This is a genomic window from Vreelandella xerophytica (genome assembly GCF_968048975.1).
Genome location: NZ_OZ309106.1, coordinates 3,702,061 through 3,724,130 on the forward strand (window position 1 = coordinate 3,702,061; position 22,070 = coordinate 3,724,130).

A 22,070-nucleotide genomic window follows, 5' to 3' on the forward strand; every position below is an offset into this window, starting at 1 on the left:
CATAGACCAGCAAAGAGGTGCATATATAGTCACCTCAAATGTAGGTGTGTCCATCAATAGTTCCGTACAATCAATATCAGCGGCGTGAGCGGGCAGACCTTTTATCACCAACAGCTCTTATCCCTCCTCGTTGGTGGGGCTTGCGCTTGCGCTGTCAGATTCCATCAGCCCACCGAGGTGCTCCTCCAGATCTTTCAGAAGGCGCTCGCTCTTCCGCACAACTCGACAAAGCTCCGCCTAGTCGGCATTAAGCTTTCACAGCATTTCAAAGCCATCCTCAACCTCCATGATGGGTGGCCACTTCCAATCCTAAGCCCTCGCGAAGGGTGGATTGAAGTCATTGCCAGAACCCGCCTATCTGATAAAAACACGGTCACGGCGAGCTTCTGCAGTGAAAAATATGGACAACATCCTTCTCCACGAGGTGGTATATGCACGCAACCTTAACGGCTACACCGCCCGGCAGATACGAGAGTTGTTGGGCTATCCGTTTGAACCCGGTAATGTCAGTTGGACGCGACTACAACGCTACTTGCTTGAGGAAATGGCAAAGGCGCCACCGGCCACCACCGTCGACTGCACCGGTTGACATGGCGCCATTTTCGGGACGAGCAGTTGGACGGCAGGTCAAGCGGGTAAGCAGCACTTATTCACCGGACAGCTATCAACATCACCTATTTTTCAAGAAAACGGGTCTCTTCAAGATTGGCGAAACCAAGTGGGGAAGCTGTGTGGCGGCAATTCGCTGGCGACTTTTGCCATTGGAAAGGCTCTTGCGCTTCCCTGCTGAAGCGTGCGGAGATTGGAAACGGGGTTTTTCACTTCGTCGGCAATAGTTGGACTGGACCAGAGGCCGAATATAATTCGGATCTGTCATCAAGCAGTCGAGCATCCCTTTAGCATGTTGAAAGCTTGGATGGGCGCGACACACTTCTTAACCAAGGGTCTTAAGAGCGTCAGCACCGAAATGAGCCTCCATGTGCTTGCTTACAGCATTAAACGCGTCATGAATATTCTCGGTGCCCAAGGCTTGATCCAAGCGGTGCGAGCATAGGTTGCCCGAACCTAGTCGACCAAACATATATGAAGCCGCTAACGCTCTTTAGTGGGTGGTTTTTGGATATTATTTCGAATAGCTTAAAATACTAAATAATAAATAAAGGCGCCTTGAAGCGAACTGCTAGCCGATAATTGTGTTGATGTGGCTGAATGATGCCATAGCCATCCGAGTTTTGGGTTTTTACACAGTCTCGGCTGTTTGCAGTCTTAACCAAAAAATAAAGCTTCATGGAGCTGCCCAGCGAGGCAGCTCCATTTTATTCCAACATTCCCCTACAAATACCCCATCTCAGCAAACGATTTACAACCATCACTACCCACCACCACATGATCAATCACCCGTATATCCATCAAGCCAAGCGCTTCTTTGAGGCGTTCAGTGATACGCCGATCCGCATCGCTTGGCTCAGGATCACCGCTGGGATGGTTATGAACGAGGATGACAGCGGCGGCGTTGTAGGCAAGTGCGGCTTTGAGTATTTCCCGTGGGTACACGCTAGCAGCGTCGATGGTGCCACGAAACAGCTCTTCAAAGCGGATGACGCGATGTTGGCTATCTAGAAACAGCACGCTGAACACTTCATGCTCGTAATCTTGAAGCAGTAGCTGTAGATGCTCAAAAGCCTGCGAGGGCTGGGTGATCTTACGGCCTTTGGCGAGTTTTCGTCGTGCAAAGCGCTTGGCCATGGTGATGATGTCAGTTTCGGTAACGGGCGATGTTACAAGGTAGGTGCCCGCCACTTCCCCGGCTTTGAGTTTGGCGTGTTTCATGAAGGTCTCCAAAAAATAAAAAATGCCGGGGTGGTGGCCCCGGCATCTATATCGTTAGATAGCGTATTGAATATTGAGGTATGGACGGCATCACGCGGCTATCACTTGGCTCATGCGTCGCTCCATCTCTTCATGGAAGGCTTCGACCCGTTCAGCAATGGTGCGGATCATGATGTCGTCGCGGTAGGCTCGCTTGATAAACAGCGGCATACCGGGCCAATAGCTCACAAAGTCGATCCATTCCCTTTCGCTGACCCATAGCCCGCCCTGGCATTGAGGTATGTGCTCATCAGGTATTTCCCCATTTAACAGTACCTCGATTTGGAACTTTGGCAGTTTGGTTTTAATTTCCAGCAGGCCATTAGCACCGACTAGGCTGTCGGGCGAGTAGCCCACGCCATGGTTAAGGATGATGCCCACTTCCTGCGGTTCTGGCTCGCCGGTGGCATTGAGGAAAAGCTCACGCACCACGCCTTCTAGCTCGTGGCCCCGCCGAGTATGGGCATTGCCCTGAAACGGCTCGGCCAATTCGTCAGTAATCCGTTCACCCATCAGCTGGTGCATGTAGGTAATGGCCCCGGTGCCAAACCCACTAGGGCCTTTGCCATTGACTAGCAGAGTCTTGAGCTCCGACATGGTGACGCGGCCCAAGCGCGCTGCCAGCCACTCAGGAGAGCCTTGCTCCATATTGAGGATCTGCATAGATACCTCCTTCACTCAGATAGAGAGAATGCCGGTTACTTAACGGCTCGCTTGGTGAGGGATGCCCGTAGCTTGTCGAAGTCAGCCTGGGGGACTTTCACGGCTGAACCGTATTTACCGCTGAACCACTCTTGGGTCGTGACGGGGCATTGACTAATCAAGCGCTGGATCTGTCCCGCCTGAAAGGGTGTCACTAGCTTGATGCTCACTTGGGTACTGGACTTGCCGTTATCGTCCTGCCCCCGCGTAGTGATGTTGAGTAGCGCGCAGAGCACGTAGCGCTTCCCATAGCTGGTAGAAGAGCCAAACGCCTGTACGGCATTTTTGTTGCCACTCACATCGGCCGGTAGCAGTATGCTGGTCTCTTCCCGGTGGCCATCCTTATGCATCAGCATGCCGGTAATCTGAATACCGCGCTCCTGCGTCTGAATTCGAAAACTCACCGCAAAGCCGTGCTTTTGCATGATGGGCCGCACGGTATCCACGATATCTTCCAGCGTGGCGTAGAAGCCGTTGTTGGTTTTCCCACGCTCCTCGATGCTGGGCAGCTCGGTCTGCATCGCCGCCATGGCCGCGCTATAGGCCATTAAGGCCTGACGGTCCATGACCCGCTCCTGCATTTGCAGCAGTCGCTCCATCTTGTCGATATCGACATCCGGGTTGAGCGCGGCACGCTCGATCACCTGGATGATGGCTGTGCTTTCCGCAAGGTGTGGCGCGGGTGTGTCAGGAACCGCTTGTAGTGAAGCGGAGGCAGACGACTCGTGATTTACCACATTGGTTTTGGTGGCCATGACAAGGCTCCTTTAATTGAGGGTTAAAAATCGGTGGGCAACTCATGGGGATGAATGGGACACAGCTTCAGCTCCGTGCGGTACAGCTGCCCTTTTGCCATCACGTAGGTCTCGGCGCAGGTTTGATCCTTGTCGAGCAGTCGTTCGGTCAGTTGTGTTAACGCCATATCCAGGTCGGGGCTGGGAAAGCTCATGATTTACTCCTCGTAAAAAGCAAAAGCCCGGCCTTTTAGGGGCCGGGCTTATCGCGCTATCCAATGGGGGGCAAGATAAAAAACAGAAAAATCAGCAGTAGAATGATTATAAGCAGCATGTCAGCTCACCAGTTCGAGTGCCGTCTGTAGCGCCGCTTGCTTTAGCTGCGCTCCTTGTCCAAACCAGGCGGAGTCCAAACGTGTGTCGTTGCTGCGCGCACGCTTGTCGTGATCCACGTACTCGGTCACCGCATTGAGCAGACCCCAAGCGGTGTCTTTAGCCGTATCAAGGTGCGAGCCACGGCCTTCGCCGTGGTAGAGCGTCTGCACCTTGTTAAGCGCCCGGTAGTTGGGCAGTCGGGAAGGATCGTCGATCGGCTTGTCGATCCCGCAAAGCACCGACTGAAAATACTGCTGTGCCTCGCGGTGATCGACCCTGCGGTCTGCCAGGGCCTTCATGCGGTACATGAAGTCATTCCATTGGGAAACAGAAATACCCAGCTGGCTTTTCACCGCACGGGGATCGAACTCGGACCGGTGGGGCACCTTCACGGCTTGCGACGTACCGCTCACCGCTATCTGTAGCGTGTTGTTGCACACTACCCGCACCGTGGTGGGAGTCGCCATGGTCGCCAGCGTGCCGTCACAGGACGTTGCCAACAGCAGGTAGTCGTTAACCTCGTCCTGACCTTTCAGCGAGGTGCTCAAGCCACTGCGCGCCAACGCCCAAAACTTGCGCCCGCCTTTGAGCACCCCGGCGGTTTCCAGCTCATATCCGGCGTACTCGGTCAGGTCGCGATAGAACTCCAGAATCTCTTCGGGCTGCACCACCTTGTAGCGCTGGGACACCACGGAAAGCGGAGCCTTGGTATCCGAGCGATACAGCACTTTCTGCTCGGGGAACGAGTGAATGCTCCCCAGGTGGCTTGCACCTTCGGCAATAAAGCGTACCGGAGCTTCTTTGATATGCCAGTTCATACCGGCCTGCTGCTGCCAGACCTCAAGCGGTTGCTGACGAGATAGTTGCTGCCCCAGGCCGTGCCAGGGGGTCGTGCCTACGTAAGCCATTTGTTCAACGAGATGTGCCATGGGTCATTCTCCAGACATAAAAAAAGCGCTGACCGAAGGCCAGCGCGATTATGTGAGTAAACCGATAATCCGCCCCAAACAGAGCGATTAACGAGAGATTAGCCGTCAGATTCTAAGGGTGATAGAGGATCGCGATAGGTATAACCGCAAGACAGGCATAACCAAGGCTTCCCGTTTCCTGTAGGCAGCCACTGCTCAAACAGAGAGATGGCGATACGCGACCCGGTTTGACCACTAGCTATCGCACCCATCATGGCGGCGGGTAGTTTCGCCAACGGAAAGCGAGTGGTGGCTACAACCAAAGGAATGCTGATGCTCGTCGTACGATATGCGCCAATGGCACCGCCGATCAAAGTACTGCCCACCACGCTGACGCGTTGGACCGTATCTAGATTCAGCATGCGTGTTGATGTACAACTCTTACAGGGTGGGGGCATAACGAATCTCCTATGCAGCAAAAAGGTATTCAAGGGGGAATATAAATGCATAGGAGTGATATAGATTTAAAAGCGGTTGGAATATCACGTATTCACTTCATGGCCCACCGCTTTACAGCAGAATGCGAGTCTCAAGAGCAGGTATTGACTAGATGCACACCGCTTTGCCGAGATCCCTTTTGAAGCGTAAAAAAAGCAGGCAATATAATTAGATAAACTCAGAACCCTATTCATCCATAAAGTGTTTCCCAGTGGATATCCAGCTTCGGCCCGACGTCCAGCTCTAGTGCATTTTCAATATGTTCCAAGTGGTGCAGCATAAGATGAACCGCTGTTTCTTGGTCCTGCTGCGCGATGGCTTCAACGATCTGGTTATGTTCATCATCCGGACAGGCTGGGGTCTGAGGGGCATCATAGAGCGCAATGATCAAGCATGTCAGCGGACATAGTTCGGCCATCAGTTTTTCAATGAACTTATTGCCGCTGACTTCTGCTAACAGCATATGAAATTGACCTGAGAGGCGAATAATTTTGCGCCGATCCTCCTCCTGTCGAGCCTCTGATTCGGCATTCAAATGCTCACGCAATCTTGCCAAGTCATGCTTGCAAGCGCGAGCGATGACATTACGGACTATCTCAGGCTCGACAAGCCGACGAGTAGCGAATAAGTCGCGTGCTTCAGCAGTACTTGGACGCGTAACGAAGGCACCACGGTTGGCGTGCAGTGTCACTAACCCCTCCTTCGCAAGCAGGGTGAGCGCTTGACGAATCTTGGTGCGGCTAACACCAAAGGCATTTGCTAGTTTCTCCTCAACCAGCTTAATCCCCGGAGGCAACCGGTGCTCCATCACTGCGTCGGTAATTTGCTCGGCTATCTGCTCAATAGCCATCTTGGTAGTGGGAACAGCGTCCATAAATACTTTTTCCTGTCGAAAGCTAGCTCAATAAGCCGTAACGGCAAACCAATCTGTAATAACACATTGAAAAATCTTTATTTTGCACTGCACTTGGGCATATTTCGCATATTTGTGCTTCATTTTGGTGAGTGGATATGTTTTATTTATTGTATGCAATTTATAAAACAATATCATTAAAATATTTTTTATAATTGCTTATTATTAAGCTGAATCAGCAACTTACAATAAATTCTTATTGGTTTTTGGCTGAGCTATAACTCCCATGGCACGACAATTGCTGATTATGAATAGTTGTCTGTCTATGTCAGACGATAACAATTTGATAAAAATATGGAGTATCTCAATGATTTCTAAAAAGAATCTTTTGACACTAGTCTCATTAATTGCGGCTACAAGCGTATTTTCTTCTTCGCTTCAAGCGGCTGAACGGTTACGTATAGCGGGCAATTTTCCAACAGACCACTCTGTGTCACATGCGATGGAAAAATTTAAAGAGCAAGTAGAGCTTGAATCAGACGGGGAGATCCAAATCGACCTGTTTCCCGCTATGCAGTTAGGGGGAGCAACCGAGAATGTTGACCAAGTCCGTTCTGGTACTATCTTTGCTGTTTTCACTTCAATCGCTTACTTCACCCGTTCAATACCTGAATATGAAGCAGTGAGCTTACCTTTCCTGTTCGACACCCGTGAACAGGCATTCGCCGTCATGGACGGACCCGTGGGTGAACAGTTAGATGAAAAAATGGAAGGGCTTGGCTTCATAAATCTTGGCTATGGTGAGCTGGGCTTTCGGCATGTAACGAATAGCTTGCGACCGATTACCTCTGTTGAAGATTTTGATGGCATGCGCATACGCCTTCAGCCCAATGAAGTCCACTTGCAAACTTTCCGTGCACTGGGTGCTAATCCGGTATCGATGGATGTTTCTGAACTCTATTCTGCCCTACAGCAAGGTGTGCTTGACGGTCAAGAGAACCCCTACAACATCATCGGCAGCCGTCGATTTAACGAAGTGCAGGATTATCTTTCCGATAGCGGCCACTTCTACGACTTTATAAATGCTGCTGCCAATAAGCGCAGCTATGAAAGACTCTCTGATGAACACCGCGACATTATTGACAAGGCGATGGCGGACGCTATGTCGTGGCAGCGCGAAGCATCGGCGGAAGAGGAAGAGCAGTGGCGCGAGCAACTCATCGCAAGTGGCATGGAATTTACGCCTATCTCTGCTGAGTTAAGAGCCGAGCTGCGTGACGCCACTACAGAAGTAACGGAAAGCCTTAAGGAGCGTATCGATCCAGCGTTTATTGAACTAGTCATTCAGGAAGCTGAAGCAGCCAAGTGAGATAGGTCATGACGTATTCAACTGCTACTTCAAAAGATCATCAGCGGGGGCCGAAGCCTCCGCACTCAAGTGGTGCGTTTCAAAGGGCTCAATGGCTTATCAATCGTATTGACGCCGTTACCTACTGGGCCATAGTAATAACTATGGCGTTAATGGTGACCATCGTCTCGCTTCAGGTATTTTGGCGATACGTGCTGGGTTCCTCCATTGATGCGGCTGATGAACTCTCACGACTGTGCTTCGTATGGGCAATTTTTCTTGCCATCCCTCACGGTGTGAAACATGGCGTACATGTTGGCATCGACCTATTTGTCATGATGGTACCTGAATGGCTGAAGGAGATCTTTTTTCGCCTGATGTCAGGAGTTGCCACACTTCTCATGCTAGCGGTGATGATAGGCGCATGGGTTGCGGTCGTGGATCGCTGGCCTGAACTAATGCCGACGCTACCAATCACTTCAGCCATCTATTACATCGCTGTACTAATTTGTGGGGTCCACGCCTTTATGCATCTGGCGTTACTGGCCTGGGGTGGCTCACGCACTTGGGGGGAATCGTCATGACATGGATAGCCATCGGGCTTTTTTTGGGACTGGCGTTCTTCGGTATGCCTTTGGCCTTTGCACTTGGTTTTGGCTCTTTAGCAGGACTCTGGCTGCTCGACTTTGAACTAGTCGTCATGCCCCAGCGCATGTTACATGCAGTCAACAGTTTTCCCTTAATGGCCATTCCACTATTTATGTTAGCCGGTGAGCTGATGGTGCGTGCTGGCATTATGGATCGATTAATTGCTTTCGCGAATAGCCTAGTCGGGCGGATGCATGGCGGTTTAGCCCACGTTACGATCACGTCAGGCACTATTTTCGCCTCAGTGAGCGGAGCTGCAGTAGCCAGTGCCAGTGCTATGGGCAGCACTCTAGTTCCTTCTCTACGTAAGTACTATCCCGATGCTTATTCAGGCGCAATTATTGCTTCTGCTGCCAATCTGGGACCCGTTATTCCGCCCAGCAATGCCATGATTGTGTATGCACTAATGGCGGGCTCTTCGGTTTCTGTAGGCGGGCTCTTTATTGCCGGTATTGTGCCAGGCATCCTGTTGGCGGTGGGCTTTATGATAATCGCCAGCTTCATTTCGTGGAAGCGAGGTTATTCGCTGACCGGCGAACGTTTCAATCTGGCCAATGTGCTGCATCAAGGGCGGCGCGCAATGGTCATCATTATGATGCCAGTAATTGTTGTGGGCGGAATTGTCGGCGGTATTTTTACTGCCACTGAGGGGGCGGCTATTGCCGTGGTGTACTCGGCACTAATCGGTTTTGTCGTCACACGTCGTTTAAAAATTGCCGACTTGCCTGGCTGTCTCTACCGTGCCGCGGTCACCTCAGCCATGGTGGGTGCGTTGATTGCATTTGCTTCGGTGCTGACATTCATCTTCACTATCGAAATGGTGCCGATGATGCTATCTGATTTTATTCAGGAACTAACCAGCGACCCGATGACCTTCATCTTGCTCACCATGGCACTACTGGTCGTGGTTGGCATGCTTATAGAATCTAATGCTGCCTACATCATGCTGGTGCCACTGTTTGCCCCTGTAGCGCTCACCTATGGCATTGACCCGCTCTACTTCGGTTTTCTGTTTATGTACAACTTGGTCGTCGGCATGATGACTCCGCCGGTAGGTGTCCTTTATTTCGTTATGAGCGGTATTACCAAAGTGCCTTTGATGCAACTTGTGAAAGAGTCGCTACCGTTTGTGGCTTTCCAATTCGCGGTACTTGGTCTATGCATCTTCGTTCCACAGCTCGTAACCGCGCTGCCGCGAGCATTTGGCTACTAAATGTCACTGGAGCAGACAATGACGCCACCCTTCGACGCTCAACACCCCGCTGATTTGGTCATTCATGGCGCCCGCGTACTGACGGTTGACGCCGAACTTGGTGAAATACCCAACGCTCGCATCGTGATTCATAAGGGCCGGTTAGTGGAGGTGGGGTCGAACGCCCCCTTACAACCAATGCCCCCCGCACGCCGCACTATGAATTTAGCTGGCCGAGTGATTACTCCTGGCTTCGTCAATGTGCATACCCATACCATCCTCAGCATGGTACGCGGTGTTGCTGAAGACATGGGATTCGCTCCAGCTTATACCCCCGGAGTTCCCCACGGCCACGAAGTTAGTGAAGAAGAAGCAATTGCGTTGGCGCGCCTAGGGGCTGGTGAAGCGCTGCTGTTTGGCTCAACATTAATAAACGACAGCTATGTGCATGCTGACTTAACGCTTCCCGCCATGGGAGAGCTAGGCATGCGAGTAATTACCTGCGGGCGCATTCACGATGTGGATTTCAGCCGTGTGCACGAAGGAATCTGGGAGCACCAAGATGCCATTGGCGAACGTACTCTGAATGATGCTATCGCACTTCACGAGCGCTGGCAGGGCAAGCTGGATGGCCGATTGGGCGTAGAACTTGCTGCCCATGCCCCGGATACGTGCTCCCGTGCTTTGTTAACTAAAGTAGCCAATACCCGCGATGCATTGGGTATTCACGTCAACGGCCATCTTTCCCAAAGCGTTAAAGAAAACCGTCGAGTGATAGAACGTGACGGTATGACGCCCAGCGAGCTGCTGGAAGATGTCGGGTTGCTAGGTCCGCGCTTTACGGCTGCCCACTGTATGTACGTGACTGACAGTGATCTTGAGCGTATTGGACGTACAGGCACCAACATTGCACATATTCCTCGCGGTAATGCCACCGGGGGAAGGATTGCTCCCACCACACGTTTACGCGAAACGGGTGCGAACCTTGCTTTAGGCACGGATAACATGCACGGCGATATGGTGGAGGTGATGCGCTGGGCGCTGATAATGGGCCGAGTTCAGGAGAGTGAAATTAATGATACTTGGCAACCTCATCATGTGTTGGAAATGGCCACTCTAGGGGGTGCCAAAGCGTTAGGGCTGGATGCTGAACTGGGTTCTCTTACACCCGGAAAGCGCGCTGATTTAGTGGTATTCGATTTTCGTCGCCCGCACTTGGTGCCTTTAATTAATGCCCTTGGCAATCTGGTGCATACCGCACAAGGACGCGATGTAGAAATGGTGGTGTGTAACGGTCAGGTTGTGGTGGAAGACGGTGAGCTGTGCTTGGCGGATACGCCCACATTGCTGGCCGATGCACAGCACGCGGCTGAAGCGCTCTGGGCGCGCGCCCGAACTCAGGTTTGATGCCGTGGAGGCTGCCTTTATGAAGTTACTGATTGTTAATCCCAATATTTCTCAAAGCGTTACTGACCTTATTTTTGCTGAGGCGCAGCGTTCAGCAAGCAAGGACACACAGCTGACGATGCGCACGGCTGCCTTTGGGGTGGCCTATATCGAAACCCGCGCTGAGGCAGCGGTCGGAGCTTATGCGACATTGAACGAGCTTGCTGAACACTACACCGGGCATGATGCCGCCATCGTTGCCGCCTTTGGCGACCCTGGCTTAGAGGCCGCCCGTGAAATGCTGCCGATTCCTGTGGTGGGGCTGACTGAAAGTGCGTTAATGAGTGCCGCCATGCTGGGTGGCCGCATCGGAATAGTAGCGATTTCTCGGCGTATTCGCGCTTGGTATAGCGAAACCGTGGATCGCTACGGAATGGCCTCACGATTAGCCAGTATCCGCTGCTTGGATGAGCCTCTACCTAACATTGGCAGCGTTCAACAGGATAAAGGTGAACAGCTAGTAGCGCTATGCGAAGCCGCCGTGCGTGAAGACGGAGCAGATGTATTGATTATTGCGGGTGCTCCGCTAGCCGGGTTGGCACGCAGCGTAGCAGAGCGGATTCCGGTGCCAGTCGTTGATGGTGTGAGCTGTGCCGTTCATCAGGCGGAACTACTGGCACGGCTAAATTCTTCTAAAGCGACAGAGGGAAGCTACGCTCTACCGCCTGAAAAAAGCTGGCAAGGCTTATCGCCTGCACTAGGTCAGCTAATCGGACGTCAAAATACGCTGTAAATATAAATAAGGTGATTTTTAAAATGGCTGAGTTCGATCTAGTTGTTCGTCGCGCGCGCTGTGCCACTGCTGCCGATGTTTTTAATGCCGATATTGGCATCCGCGACGGGGTGATTGTTGCTTTAGGAAATACGCTGGCAGCGGGGGAAAACGAGATCGATGCGGCAGGACGCTGGGTGCTACCTGGAGGTATTGATGGCCACTGCCATCTGGATCAACCAACCTCCGATGGCTCGGTCATGGCTGACGACTTTCTTACCGGAACCCGCTCGGCTGCATGCGGCGGCACCACCACAGTATTTCCATTCGCCTGCCAACAAAAAGGTCAAAGTCTGCGTGCCGCAGTCGACGACTATCATCAGCGTGCTGAAGGTAAAGCGTGTATTGACTACGCTTTCCATCTAATAGTGACCGATGCAACACCCGAGGTGCTTGCCAATGAGCTGCCAGCGCTGATCCGCGAAGGCTATACTTCGTTCAAGATCTACATGACCTATGACGACCTGAAGCTATCAGATCGCGAAATCATCGACGTTCTAGCAGTGGCACGTGAGTATGGAGCCATGGTCATGGTGCATGCTGAGAATGCTGACTGTATCGCTTGGCTCACCGAACGTCTGCTCTCTCATGGTCACACCGCACCCCGTTACCATGCTGAGGCGCGGCCAATGTTGGTAGAACGCGAGGCCGCCCACCGCGCCATTGCCTACGCCGAACTTGTTGATGTACCGATTCTGATCGTGCATGTATCAGGGAGGGAAGCGATAGAGCAGTTGCGCTGGGCGCACAATCACGGCCTGCGTATCTATGCTGAGACCTGCCCTCAATATCTATTTCTAACAGCTGACGACCTCGGTATTGATGATGATGATCATCATGGTGCCAAATGCATCTGCAGTCCACCGCCTCGCGACAAAGCCAATCAACAGGTGGTCTGGGATGGATTAGAGAGCGGCGCCTTCCAAATATTCTCATCGGATCATGCCCCGTTCACATTCGACGGTCCCCAAGGCAAGTTTGCTGCTGGCAGTGAGGCAAGCTTTAAAAACATTCCCAACGGCATTCCAGGGCTTGAAACACGCCTGGCTTTACTATTCAGCCATGGGGTAGAGACGGGCCGATTATCCATCCAGCAGTTCGTAGCACTTACTGCCACTAATGTTGCTCGCATGTATGGTCTCTACCCACGCAAGGGCTCGATAGCCGTAGGCGCAGACGCTGACCTTGTGATTTGGGAGACTGGTCTGGACCGATATATCTGTAACAGTGACCTGCATCACGGTGTGGATTACACTCCTTACGAAGGCATCCCGGTGACTGCCTGGCCAGCCCTTACACTGTCACGTGGCGAGGTGGTTTGGCGCGATGGTGATTATACGGGCACCCCCGGGCGCGGCGAGTTTTTGCCCTGCGCACTCCCTGAACCTGCACAGCCCAAATCACGGCCATCGATAGGTGATGCGTGGTAGACCACTCAAATATTATCAAGCTCACTAGAGCGCTAGAGGCTGTGTGGCGGGGCGGCCCCTTAATAACGCTAGAAAGAGCACAGCAATTGGCTCCGAAAAGCGATGCCGATGCCTATGCTGTACAGGCAGCTTTAGGGAAAACAATGAACTGGTGGGCCAATGATCGCCCCCGCGCTTGGAAGCTTGGTATAGGTCCGGTAACAGCGGCGCCGATTCCTGACCATTACTTGATGGCCTCACCTGCACGGTTAAATAAGGTCGACTGCTTCAGCCTATTCGGCATTGAAATCGAGATGGCCGTACGTCTTAAACGACCACTTTACTCCGGGTGTAGCCGCAGTGAAGCCACCATGGCAATAGGAGAAACGCTGGCGGCCATCGAACTTTTCGATGTGCGAGCTGCTAACTGGCAGCAGTTACCGCGGACTTTTCTCTTAGCGGACTTGCAAATGCATGGAAGGCTGATCATAGGTGAGGGGGTAGCAGGACCTTGGCAGTCGCGTTTTGCTAATAGCGCGCTTACTGTTCGAGTCAATGAACAATTTTTACCTAACTTGACGTTTCGACATCCGATGGGTGATCCCACATCAGTACTTCCTTGGTTGGCCACGCATGCAGAAAATGCTGGATGGGGGTTAGCCGAGGGAGATTTAATTAGTACGGGATCATGGACGGGTATGTTCGAAGCATATCCTGGTCAATGCATTGAGGCCAACTTTGAGAACGTCGGCATTGTATCGCTTGAAATTGATGCTTTAATTGGAGGCAAGGCACCAACATGAGTCCATGTCCTAACTTGTAATCCAAGTAGCCAAAAACTGAAACTCTTTTTAAATATCTCGTATGGTTCACGTCTTCCATTTGAATCATAAGGCCGCATTAACGCTTGTACTCGTCACTACTGGTTGGACACTTATAGCTTATGCGAAGATCGTAACCATAATGATCCAGTCATATGCGATCTCGACGAACCACCATGCTAGCTTTACCGCTGCTAGGCCTCTACTTCAGAATAATGATACTCAGTGCATTTAGAATTTCTACATTTTACAGCCGCATTAGCTAAAAATAAGCAGCTTTATTAAAACTAATATCTAAAATATTTTTATCTCTTTGTTGATAATAGGCGCAACTATCTCTGCCACTTTACTTAGGCTCTGCTTACGCTCTGTATAATAGTCATACCGATCATAAATACCTTCGATACCTTTGAGTTTGTGATTCAAGCAGCGCTCAGCAACGTGACCAGGCACTCCTAACTCAGCCAATAAGCTGCGACAGGTGCGCCGTAGATCGTGCACAGTAAACTCGGTGAGGTCACCCATTTTGTTCTCGGGCTGCTGTCTCTTACCTGGATCCTTACCAAATAGCTTGGCGATAGCTCGATTCAGTGTGTCCTTGCCCATATGGGGCTGCTTACTACTGCGACGGCTAGGAAACACATAAAGCGAACCACAAGCACGAATATGAAGCTCCTCTAGCCAAGCGATAGCCTGTGGCGGTAGAGGTATCGCTATGCCAACACCCGATTTGCTGCGGTCTCCGGGTAAATTCCATTTTGCATTACTCAGGTCAAATTCCGACCATTCGGCTTCTGTTAGCTCTGTTTTGCGTACTCCTAGTACAACGAGTAGCGCGCAAGCGAGATAGTTGTCACGCGTAAAGCTAGTTCGGTTCTCTCTGAACACAGCAAAGGCGGTGCTGAGCTCATCTGTATTCAGTGCTCTATCGCGGCTTTTCTCGACGCCACCCGCATCGTTAACGTTAAAAGCGGAGGCGGGGTTATAGGTAAGCAATCCCAACTTGATGCCATGATTAAAGAGTTGCTTTAAGTACATTAAAGCGTCGTTTGCAATGGTTGGCCGACCGCTGATGGTCACCTTTCTAACGATGGTTCGGATATCCATAGGCGTAACGCTACCCAGCGTTAGCGAACCAATAGCGGGAGCAATATCCCTTTCAAATACGCGCTTCGGAATATTGGGGTGCTTGAGTCGCTTCTCTAGTTCTTGATACCAATCGTCGAACAGTTCCTGCACCGTACTAATGGTTATGTTTTCTTCACGTTTGCGCTCTGCAAGAGGGTCCGTACCGTTGCGAATGGCCCTCTGAGTCTCAACCACTTGTTCACGAGCTTCAGCTAAGGAGAGGTGAGAGTATTTACCCAGTGTCATGCCGCGACGCTTGCCCGCGAAGGTATAGCGGCACATCCAATAGGCTGCTCCTGCCTTCGGAATCATCAAGTACAAGCCGTTGCCATCACCATAGCGCCCTGGCTTGGCTTCTCTGATCAGCGACTGGACCTTCTTGGCAGTAAAGCTTCCCATACCCCCTCCGACTACGCTTCCATAAATATATATATTTATTTTATTTTCAATTACTTAAAAGATAATTGGGTAGTACTCTTACGAAATTCTACCTTATTGGTGGATAGCATGGCAGTTTACTACCCATTTTACTACCCACTTGTCGGTGGCTTAAGATGGATTTTCGTAGACAAGCATAGACAACACTTATCATTAAAAATTTTTAAAACAATAGTTTATAAATAAATATGGATGGCTATAGAAATCACTCAATATTCTGAATCTGTTCCCGCATCTGCTCGATCAGCACCTTCAACTCCACCGCACAACGCGTCGTCTCCGCCACCACGGATTTCGACGAGAGCGTGTTGGCTTCACGGTTGAGTTCCTGCATCAAAAAATCCAGCCGGCGGCCCTGGGGGCCGGGTTGGGTGAGCTGGCGGCGCACCTCGCCCACGTGGGCCTCCAGGCGGTCGAGCTCTTCGTCCACGTCGGCTTTCTGGGCGATCAGCACCAGCTCGGCTTCCAGGCGCTGGGGGTCGAGTTCGGTTCGGGCGGCCTCCAGGCGTTCCAGCAGCAGGGTGCGCTGGCGCTCGAGGATCTGCGGGAGAAAACCGCGCACCTGGGTTACCTGCTCGCTGACTGCGTCCAGGCGGGTGACAATCATCTCACCCAGCTTTTCGCCTTCGCGGGCGCGGGCGTCGATCAGCTCCTCCAGCGCCTGGTCGAACAGTGCCTGGGCGGCGGCCTTGATGGCGTCCAGGTCCTGGGAGCGGGTTTCCATCACGCCGGGGTGGTTAAGCAGTGCCAGGGTGGTGGGGGGCTCGGCGCTGGGTACCTGAGCCTGGATGGCGTCCAGGGCGTCGGCAATCGCTTGCAGCCGCTGAACGTTGAGCGTTGGCGTCTGGGTGGTGTCCGCGCTTTCAAAGCGCAGGCTGCACTCCACCTTCCCCCTCGCGAGGCGCTTTCTGAGCACTTCGCGAAGCGTGGGCTCCAGCTCGCGAAGCGCTTCCGGCAGGCGAAAGTGAGGGTCCAGGTAGCGCTGGTTCACAGAGCGGATCTCGACCTGCAGGGTGCCGAACGTGGCTGCCTGTTCGGCGCGGGCAAAGGCAGTCATGCTGTGCGGCATGGGGTCTCTCTTGGACGATGAGCGTTACGCCAGTGTAGCGTAGTTTCCCGGGCCGCTGGGCATTGAGTACGCCTACACGCCAATGATCTCGGGCTGAACTTCGATCAGCAGGCCCGCTTTCGGGGCGGGGGTGTCGATCACTTCGAAGACCCGCTCGATCATCACTTCCACGCTTTGTCGCGCCATCATCAAACGGGGGTGGAAGGCGGCGGCCAGCGGGTCCCAGTCAAAGCAGCCCACCACCATGTCGTCCAGTTGATAGCCGCTGCGTTGTAGCCAGCGCACGATCCCCTCCAGCGAGATGGTCGAGTTGACGAACATCGCGCTGGGAAGCCGGGGGCGAAGGCGCATGTACGCCTCCAGCGCGGTCAGCGCCTTGTCGGCGGCGTAGTCGCAGGGAATGATATCCGCCTCCGAGGTGGCAAGCCCACGTTCGGTGCGGGCCTGGGTGAAGCCGGCGATACGTTCACGCGTGTTGTGATCCCCGCTGCGCCCGCCGATAAACAGGATGGCCTCGTCGCTCGCCTGTTGCCAGGCCAACCGGTCAAGCAGGGCGTGGGTGAGCTGCCGCGCGCCTTCCCGGTTATCGGAAATCACCGAAGGTGCCTTGCTGCCGGGCAAGTCCAGGTTGATGCTGGCTACCCCGTTCTCGTCGCACATCTCGGAGATGGTATCCGGGTCGGTGGCGCCGGTACTCACCAGACACTCTACCCGGTAGCCGAGCATCATGCGCGCCGCTTCCCGCTCCTGCTCCGGGTCGCGGTTGGTACAGGCGACAATCGCGAACAGACCTCGCTTGCGCGCCTGGGCTTCGAAGTGCTGGGCAATCGAGCTGAAGTAGCGGTTGTCGTAGAGCGGCAGAATCATGCCGATGATGCCCGAGCGTTCACGGCGCAGCGCCCGAGCCTGCATGTTGGCGGAGTAGCCCTCGCTGTCGGCCAGAGAGAGAATCCTGTCGGCCAGTTTCTGGCTGATACGCCGGCGCTGCCATGAGCCGTTGAGCACCGCGCTCACGGTGCTCGGTGAGGTGTTGGCAAGTCTCGCCAGATCGTAGATGGTTAGCCGCTTGGGGGACTCGCTTACCACGTAACCGCTCCTTGCAATAGATAAAGGTCGCATTGACGTGAACGCGCCAAAGAACAATGCTACACTTTGCACAACCGATTGTGCAGACTAATTTAACTGCAATTCGACCTATCACTCGCCTTTTGACGTCGTGCCGGGTTGGTTGCCGCTACCTCATATCGTCCATTTCACTGGCTTTGTTCGCCATAAGCAAAGGAAAAGACAATGAAATATAAAGCACTTCTTGGCGTTGCGACGCTGACCGGCGCACTGGCCAGTACCGGTGCCATGGCGCAGGAATCTCCTACCATTGCCGTGGTAGCGAAGGTGGGGGGCATTCCCTGGTTCAACGCCATGGAGATGGGCATCGAGCAGATGGGCGACGAGCTGGGTGTGGAAGCCTACATGGTCGGCCCGACCAGCGCCGACCCTGCGCTTCAGGTACGCGCCGTTGAAGATCTGATCAGCCGTGGCGTCGATGTCATCGGCGTGGTACCCAACGACCGCGAAGTGCTGGAGCCGGTACTCGAACGCGCACGCAGCCAAGGCATCATCGTGCTCACCCACGAAAGCCCCGAATCGGTCAACATCGATTACGACTTCGAGATGATCTCCGCTCAGCAGCTGGGTGAAGAGCACGCCAAGCTGCTCGCGGACACCACCGGCTGCGAAGGCTCCTACGCCGTTTACGTGGGTGGCTTGAGCGTACCGGCGCACAATGCCTGGGCAGATGCCGCGGTGAACTGGCTGGAGGAGAACTGCGAAGGCCTTCGCCCGGCGGCGGAGCGTTTCGGCGTGGCGGAAAGCGTCGATGACAGCCGCAGCACCACTCTTGACCTGCTGCGCGCCCACGATGATCTGGCCGGCATCATGTCGTTTGGCAGCCAGGGCACCATCGGGGCGGCCCGGGCGGTGAAAGAGCGTGGCCTGGCCGGCGACGTGGCCGTGATGGGGCTGTTCTCGCCGGGTCAGGGGCGGCGTCTGGTGCACGAAGGCGTGATCACCGGCGGTTTCCAGTGGAGCCCGCTGGAGGCGGGTAAAGCGTTCGTGGCGCTGGGCAACATGCTTTACAACGGTGAAGAGATCAGCGATGGCGACGAGCTTCCGATCCTCGGTGACATCACGCTCGACGGTCACACGATCTTTGCCGCCAAGCCCCTGGAGCTGAGCGAAGAGACCGTGGACGAACTCGCCGAGCTCGGCCTGTAAGATCCCGTTTCATCCATGTGTCAAGACTGCCGCGCTCATCGAGCGCGGCAGTCATGTAAAGGGCCGTCGTGCCAGAGACCGTCACGTCAAGCGTCACTTCAAGAAAGGAGCCGCCGATGAGCGACATCGCGATTCGCGCGCGTCATGTAAGCAAGGTATTCGGGCAAAGCCGGGTGCTCGACGATGTCGAGTTCGAGCTTCGCCGCGGTGAGGTGATGTGCCTGGCCGGAGAAAACGGCTGCGGCAAGAGTACCCTCATCAAGATCATCAACGGGGTCTACAAGCCGGAACCGGGGGTGGAGTTCACCTTTGGCGACGAGACCCTTTCCATGATCAGCCCGCTGGAGGCGCGCAGCCGCGGCATCCACGTGATCTGGCAGGACCTGGCGCTCTTCCCGCATCTTACCGTGGCGGAAAACATCGTCTTTGACGACTATGTCGCCAAACCCTGGCGGCCGATCTCCTACAAGGAGGCGCTCGATCAATCCCGCAAGATCATCCAGCAGTTCGGCTTGACGCTGGACCCGGCTGCTCGGGTGGAGGATCTTTCCATCGCCCACCGCCAGCTGGTGGCGATCTGTCGCGTGCTGCGCGCCGGCGCCAGCATCATCTTCATGGACGAGCCCACCGCCTCGCTCACCTACAAGGAGGTGCAGTCGCTGCTGGCGATCACTCGTTCGCTGGCCGATCAGGGAATCTCCATCGTGCTGGTCAGCCACCGCCTGGCGGAAGTGCTGGAGGTGTGCCAGCGCGTGACCGTACTGCGCAACGGCAAGCTGGTAGGCACCTACCCCACCGACGGCATGACCCAGGCGCGGCTCTCCACGCTGATGACCGGGCTGGAGCTTGCGCTTACCCCGCGCGCCGATGCCTGGAAAGGGGCGCCGGTGCTGGAAATTGATCGGTTGAGCCGGGAAGGTGAATTCGAAGACGTTTCCTTCACCCTTCATCGTGGTGAAATTCTGGGCCTGACGGGGCTGCTGGGTGCCGGACGTACCGAAATTGCCCATACCCTCTTTGGCATGACAAGACCCTCCTCGGGGGAGATGCGCAAGGATGGTCAGCCGCTGTCGCTTCGCTCCAACCGCGACGCCGTGCGCCACAAGATCGCCTACCTCTCGGAAGACCGGCTTCACCTGGGCCTGGTGCAGAACCAGTCGATCAACATGAACAGCGCCGTCACCGTGTTGCCCTCGCTTGAAAAGCCGCGGGGCTTTCTTTCGCCCCAGCGTATCAAGGCGCTCACCGCCCGCTGGATCGAACAGCTCAAAACCAAGGTGAGCGACGCCGAGCTTGCGGTATCGTCACTCTCCGGCGGTAACCAGCAGCGCATTGCGCTGGCCAAGTGGCTGGCCACCGAGCCCGATGTGCTGATTCTTGACTGCCCGACGATCGGGGTCGATGTCGGCGCGAAAGCGGGCATTTTCGAGATCATTCGCCACCTTGCCGACCAGGGCATGGCGATCATCCTGATTTCCGACGAGGCCGGCGAGATATGGATGAATGCCGACCGCGCACTGGTTCTGCGCGATGGACGTATCGTTACCGAAATCATCCCCTCGGACACCACCGAAGAAGCGCTGGAGGCAGTGATCAATGCGTAAGTTATCAACGCGCCAACGCATCGGCACCGAAGGCGTGCTGCTGGGCATCATCGTGGCGCTTTCGATCGTGCTGGCGCTGACCACCGACAGCTTTCTGAGCGTCCAGAACCTGTTCGATCTGTTGAACAACCAGTCGGTGAACATCATTTTCGCCGTGGGGCTGGTGGTGGTGCTGATCGCCGGCGGCATCGACATCTCCTTCGCGGTGGCCGCCTCCGTGGTGCAGTACGTAGTGATGACGGCCTTGATGGAATATCTGGGCGGCGGCGGCTGGGTCGCGGGTATTCTGCTCTCCATGGCGGTAGGCACGCTGCTCGGGCTTTTCAATGCGCTGCTCATTGATCGCTTTCGCATCGTCTCGATCATCGTCACCATCGGCACGTTCAACCTGTTTTTCGGGCTTTTGATGTACTTTACCGGCGGCGTGTCGATCTACGACGTGCCCGACTGGCTCTATTATTCGATTCCGCTTCTGGACCTGCCCGCCGAGCGCGGCTCGGCCACGCTCTATCTTCCCGCCGCGGTCATGGCGGTCATGGTGCTGCTCACCTGGTTCATTCTCGCCCGTACCGGCTTTGGCCGATCCATTTACGGCTTCGGCTCCAGCCCCGAAGCGGCGCGGCGCTCCGGCGTGAGCGTATGGAAGATTCACGCCTTCGCCTACGGCTGGCTGGGTCTTTGTGCGGGCGTGGCGGGGCTCATGCAGGCGCATATCGTCCAGGAGGTGGTACCCAATGCCCTGATCGGCCAGGAACTGCCTATTCTGGCCGCCGTGGTACTGGGCGGGGCCACCCTCGGCGGCGGGCGCGGCACGGTGCTCGGCGCGGTGCTCGGCGTCTTGCTGCTTGCCGTGGTGCAAAACGGTCTGAACCTTCTGGGTGTCACGCCCTACGCCTTTCGCATGATCGTCGGGCTGATCATCCTGGTCGCGATCACCACCAGTAACCTGGGCAACCTGTTGCCCCGTTCCACCCGGGCGAAAACCGTATGAACAAGCCTTTGAACACATCCTCCCGAACCGGTCTGCGCGTCGGCGGCGATACTCTCGAAGTGCTGGTGATGACCGCGCTGCTGGTCATCAGTATCGCGTTCTTCTCGCTGCTGGCGCCGGGCTTTCTCACGCCCACCAACTTCGGCTCGATGTCGATGCAGTTGCCGGAGCTTGGCCTGCTCTCCCTGGCCATGCTGGTGCCGATCATCTCCGGCGGCCTGAACCTGTCGGTCACCTTCACCGCCAATATTGCTGGGCTCACCACGGCCTGGCTGGTGCAGGGTATCCTGGCGGAAGTGAGCGGCATCGGTGCACCGCTCGCCATCGTGGCGGGGCTTGCCGTGGGGGCGGCGGCGGGCTGTCTGATCGGCGTGATCGTCGCCTACGTGGGCGCGCACCCGATTCTGGTGTCGCTGGGGGCGATGATCTTCTTGCAGGGCGTGGGTGAGTTCCTGACCCGCGGCGGCGGCATCTCGGGCATGCCCGAGGTGTTTCAGACCATCGGCAGCGGCCACTGGCTGGGTGTACCGATTCCCATGTGGATCTTTCTGGGCGCCGCCGCCGGGCTGATCTATGTGATGCACTTCACCCGCACCGGCTTTTCGATCTACATGCTCGGCTCCAACCCCCGCGCCACCGAATACTCGGGCATCAACGTCAAGCGCGTGCTGATTACCGTCTACACCCTTTCCGGGCTTCTGGCGGGTCTTGCCGGCATGGTGATGCTGGCCCGGTTCAACTCGGTGCGCGTCGGCCACGGTGAAAGCTATCTGCTGATTACCGTGCTGGCCTGTTTCCTGGCCGGCGCCAACCCGTTTGGTGGCTTCGGCCGCGTGCTGCCGCTGGTGCTGGGTTTGATGAGCCTGCAGGTGATTGCCTCGGGCATGAACCTGATGGGGGCGAGCCAACATTTAGCCACCGCCGTCTGGGGTGGGTTTCTGATCATCGTCATGGCACTGCGGATGCCGTTTCTCAAACAGTCGTGAGTAAG

21 protein-coding genes and 1 pseudogene are annotated in these 22,070 nt (G+C 54.8%); 13 read left to right on the top strand and 9 right to left on the bottom strand.

Going from position 1 to position 22,070, the window contains the following annotated elements:
* The first annotated feature begins 598 nt into the window (after nucleotides 1–598).
* Both ACWF8S_RS17300 and ACWF8S_RS17305 read left to right on the top strand, forming a co-directional pair.
* Complete coding sequence (locus tag ACWF8S_RS17300; protein WP_447556631.1) at nucleotides 599–790, top strand: DUF927 domain-containing protein; 192 nt, start codon at nucleotides 599–601, stop codon at nucleotides 788–790.
* Nucleotides 791–874: 84 nt separating this feature from the next.
* Nucleotides 875–1,054 (top strand): annotated as a pseudogene (locus tag ACWF8S_RS17305) (IS5/IS1182 family transposase); the annotation flags it as partial.
* A 278-nt stretch (nucleotides 1,055–1,332) separates the two neighbouring features.
* Here the strand turns inward: ACWF8S_RS17305 and radC are convergent.
* From radC to ACWF8S_RS17335, 6 genes are all read right to left on the bottom strand, one after another.
* Nucleotides 1,333–1,830, bottom strand: a complete 498-nt coding sequence (gene radC / locus ACWF8S_RS17310; protein ID WP_447554711.1) for a RadC family protein — start codon at nucleotides 1,828–1,830, stop codon at nucleotides 1,333–1,335.
* Between the two features lie 90 nt (nucleotides 1,831–1,920).
* Nucleotides 1,921–2,532 (bottom strand): lambda exonuclease family protein, encoded by a 612-nt coding sequence (locus ACWF8S_RS17315; protein ID WP_447554712.1) that lies wholly within the window; start codon nucleotides 2,530–2,532, stop codon nucleotides 1,921–1,923.
* A 35-nt stretch (nucleotides 2,533–2,567) separates the two neighbouring features.
* A complete protein-coding gene (locus tag ACWF8S_RS17320) occupies nucleotides 2,568–3,326 on the bottom strand; it encodes an ERF family protein (RefSeq protein ID WP_447554713.1) in 759 nt (252 codons plus the stop codon).
* 23 nt (nucleotides 3,327–3,349) lie between these two features.
* Nucleotides 3,350–3,520, bottom strand: a complete 171-nt coding sequence (locus tag ACWF8S_RS17325) for a hypothetical protein (RefSeq protein WP_447554714.1) — start codon at nucleotides 3,518–3,520, stop codon at nucleotides 3,350–3,352.
* Nucleotides 3,521–3,640: 120 nt separating this feature from the next.
* Nucleotides 3,641–4,609 (bottom strand): DUF932 domain-containing protein, encoded by a 969-nt coding sequence (locus tag ACWF8S_RS17330; protein WP_447554715.1) that lies wholly within the window; start codon nucleotides 4,607–4,609, stop codon nucleotides 3,641–3,643.
* Nucleotides 4,610–5,276: 667 nt separating this feature from the next.
* The gene (locus ACWF8S_RS17335; RefSeq protein ID WP_447554716.1) at nucleotides 5,277–5,960 is read right to left on the bottom strand and encodes a GntR family transcriptional regulator; all 684 of its coding nucleotides are present in this window, start codon (nucleotides 5,958–5,960) and stop codon (nucleotides 5,277–5,279) included.
* Nucleotides 5,961–6,306: 346 nt separating this feature from the next.
* On the opposite strand from ACWF8S_RS17335, the gene ACWF8S_RS17340 reads away from it, so the two are divergent.
* The 7 genes from ACWF8S_RS17340 to ACWF8S_RS17370 all read left to right on the top strand — a co-directional run bounded on the left by ACWF8S_RS17340 (nucleotide 6,307) and on the right by ACWF8S_RS17370 (nucleotide 13,557).
* Nucleotides 6,307–7,308, top strand: coding sequence for a TRAP transporter substrate-binding protein (locus ACWF8S_RS17340; RefSeq protein ID WP_447554717.1), 1,002 nt, complete (start codon nucleotides 6,307–6,309; stop codon nucleotides 7,306–7,308).
* 8 nt (nucleotides 7,309–7,316) lie between these two features.
* The gene (locus ACWF8S_RS17345) at nucleotides 7,317–7,871 is read left to right on the top strand and encodes a TRAP transporter small permease (RefSeq protein ID WP_447554718.1); all 555 of its coding nucleotides are present in this window, start codon (nucleotides 7,317–7,319) and stop codon (nucleotides 7,869–7,871) included.
* Nucleotides 7,868–9,148, top strand: coding sequence for a TRAP transporter large permease (locus ACWF8S_RS17350; RefSeq protein ID WP_447554719.1), 1,281 nt, complete (start codon nucleotides 7,868–7,870; stop codon nucleotides 9,146–9,148). The genes ACWF8S_RS17345 and ACWF8S_RS17350 overlap by 4 nt, the downstream gene beginning before the upstream one ends.
* A gap of 18 nt (nucleotides 9,149–9,166) precedes the next feature.
* Complete coding sequence (locus tag ACWF8S_RS17355; RefSeq protein WP_447554720.1) at nucleotides 9,167–10,534, top strand: amidohydrolase family protein; 1,368 nt, start codon at nucleotides 9,167–9,169, stop codon at nucleotides 10,532–10,534.
* Nucleotides 10,535–10,553: 19 nt separating this feature from the next.
* Entirely contained in the window at nucleotides 10,554–11,306 is a 753-nt protein-coding gene (locus ACWF8S_RS17360; RefSeq protein WP_447554721.1) for an aspartate/glutamate racemase family protein, read from the top strand.
* Nucleotides 11,307–11,329: 23 nt separating this feature from the next.
* Nucleotides 11,330–12,775 (top strand): dihydropyrimidinase, encoded by a 1,446-nt coding sequence (hydA, locus tag ACWF8S_RS17365; protein ID WP_447554722.1) that lies wholly within the window; start codon nucleotides 11,330–11,332, stop codon nucleotides 12,773–12,775.
* Nucleotides 12,776–12,861: 86 nt separating this feature from the next.
* Nucleotides 12,862–13,557, top strand: coding sequence for a fumarylacetoacetate hydrolase family protein (locus ACWF8S_RS17370; protein ID WP_447554723.1), 696 nt, complete (start codon nucleotides 12,862–12,864; stop codon nucleotides 13,555–13,557).
* Between the two features lie 312 nt (nucleotides 13,558–13,869).
* On the opposite strand, the gene ACWF8S_RS17375 is transcribed toward ACWF8S_RS17370, so the two are convergent.
* The 3 genes from ACWF8S_RS17375 to ACWF8S_RS17385 form a co-directional block, all read right to left on the bottom strand.
* Nucleotides 13,870–15,102 carry a tyrosine-type recombinase/integrase gene (locus ACWF8S_RS17375; protein ID WP_447554724.1) on the bottom strand — a complete coding sequence of 411 codons (1,233 nt, stop codon included), beginning with the start codon at nucleotides 15,100–15,102 and terminating at the stop codon, nucleotides 13,870–13,872.
* A 244-nt stretch (nucleotides 15,103–15,346) separates the two neighbouring features.
* Complete coding sequence (locus tag ACWF8S_RS17380; RefSeq protein ID WP_447554725.1) at nucleotides 15,347–16,210, bottom strand: YicC/YloC family endoribonuclease; 864 nt, start codon at nucleotides 16,208–16,210, stop codon at nucleotides 15,347–15,349.
* Between the two features lie 72 nt (nucleotides 16,211–16,282).
* Complete coding sequence (locus ACWF8S_RS17385; protein ID WP_447554726.1) at nucleotides 16,283–17,296, bottom strand: substrate-binding domain-containing protein; 1,014 nt, start codon at nucleotides 17,294–17,296, stop codon at nucleotides 16,283–16,285.
* A gap of 204 nt (nucleotides 17,297–17,500) precedes the next feature.
* Between ACWF8S_RS17385 and ACWF8S_RS17390 the strand changes: the two genes are divergently transcribed.
* The 4 genes from ACWF8S_RS17390 to ACWF8S_RS17405 all read left to right on the top strand — a co-directional run bounded on the left by ACWF8S_RS17390 (nucleotide 17,501) and on the right by ACWF8S_RS17405 (nucleotide 22,065).
* Complete coding sequence (locus tag ACWF8S_RS17390; protein WP_447554727.1) at nucleotides 17,501–18,484, top strand: substrate-binding domain-containing protein; 984 nt, start codon at nucleotides 17,501–17,503, stop codon at nucleotides 18,482–18,484.
* A 116-nt stretch (nucleotides 18,485–18,600) separates the two neighbouring features.
* On the top strand, nucleotides 18,601–20,088 hold the full coding sequence (locus ACWF8S_RS17395) for a sugar ABC transporter ATP-binding protein (protein ID WP_447554728.1): 1,488 nt from the start codon (nucleotides 18,601–18,603) through the stop codon (nucleotides 20,086–20,088).
* Nucleotides 20,081–21,079 (top strand): ABC transporter permease, encoded by a 999-nt coding sequence (locus ACWF8S_RS17400; protein ID WP_447554729.1) that lies wholly within the window; start codon nucleotides 20,081–20,083, stop codon nucleotides 21,077–21,079. The genes ACWF8S_RS17395 and ACWF8S_RS17400 overlap by 8 nt, the downstream gene beginning before the upstream one ends.
* Nucleotides 21,076–22,065 carry an ABC transporter permease gene (locus ACWF8S_RS17405; protein ID WP_447554730.1) on the top strand — a complete coding sequence of 330 codons (990 nt, stop codon included), beginning with the start codon at nucleotides 21,076–21,078 and terminating at the stop codon, nucleotides 22,063–22,065. Before ACWF8S_RS17400 ends, ACWF8S_RS17405 begins: the two co-directional genes overlap by 4 nt.
* Nucleotides 22,066–22,070 lie beyond the last annotated feature (5 nt).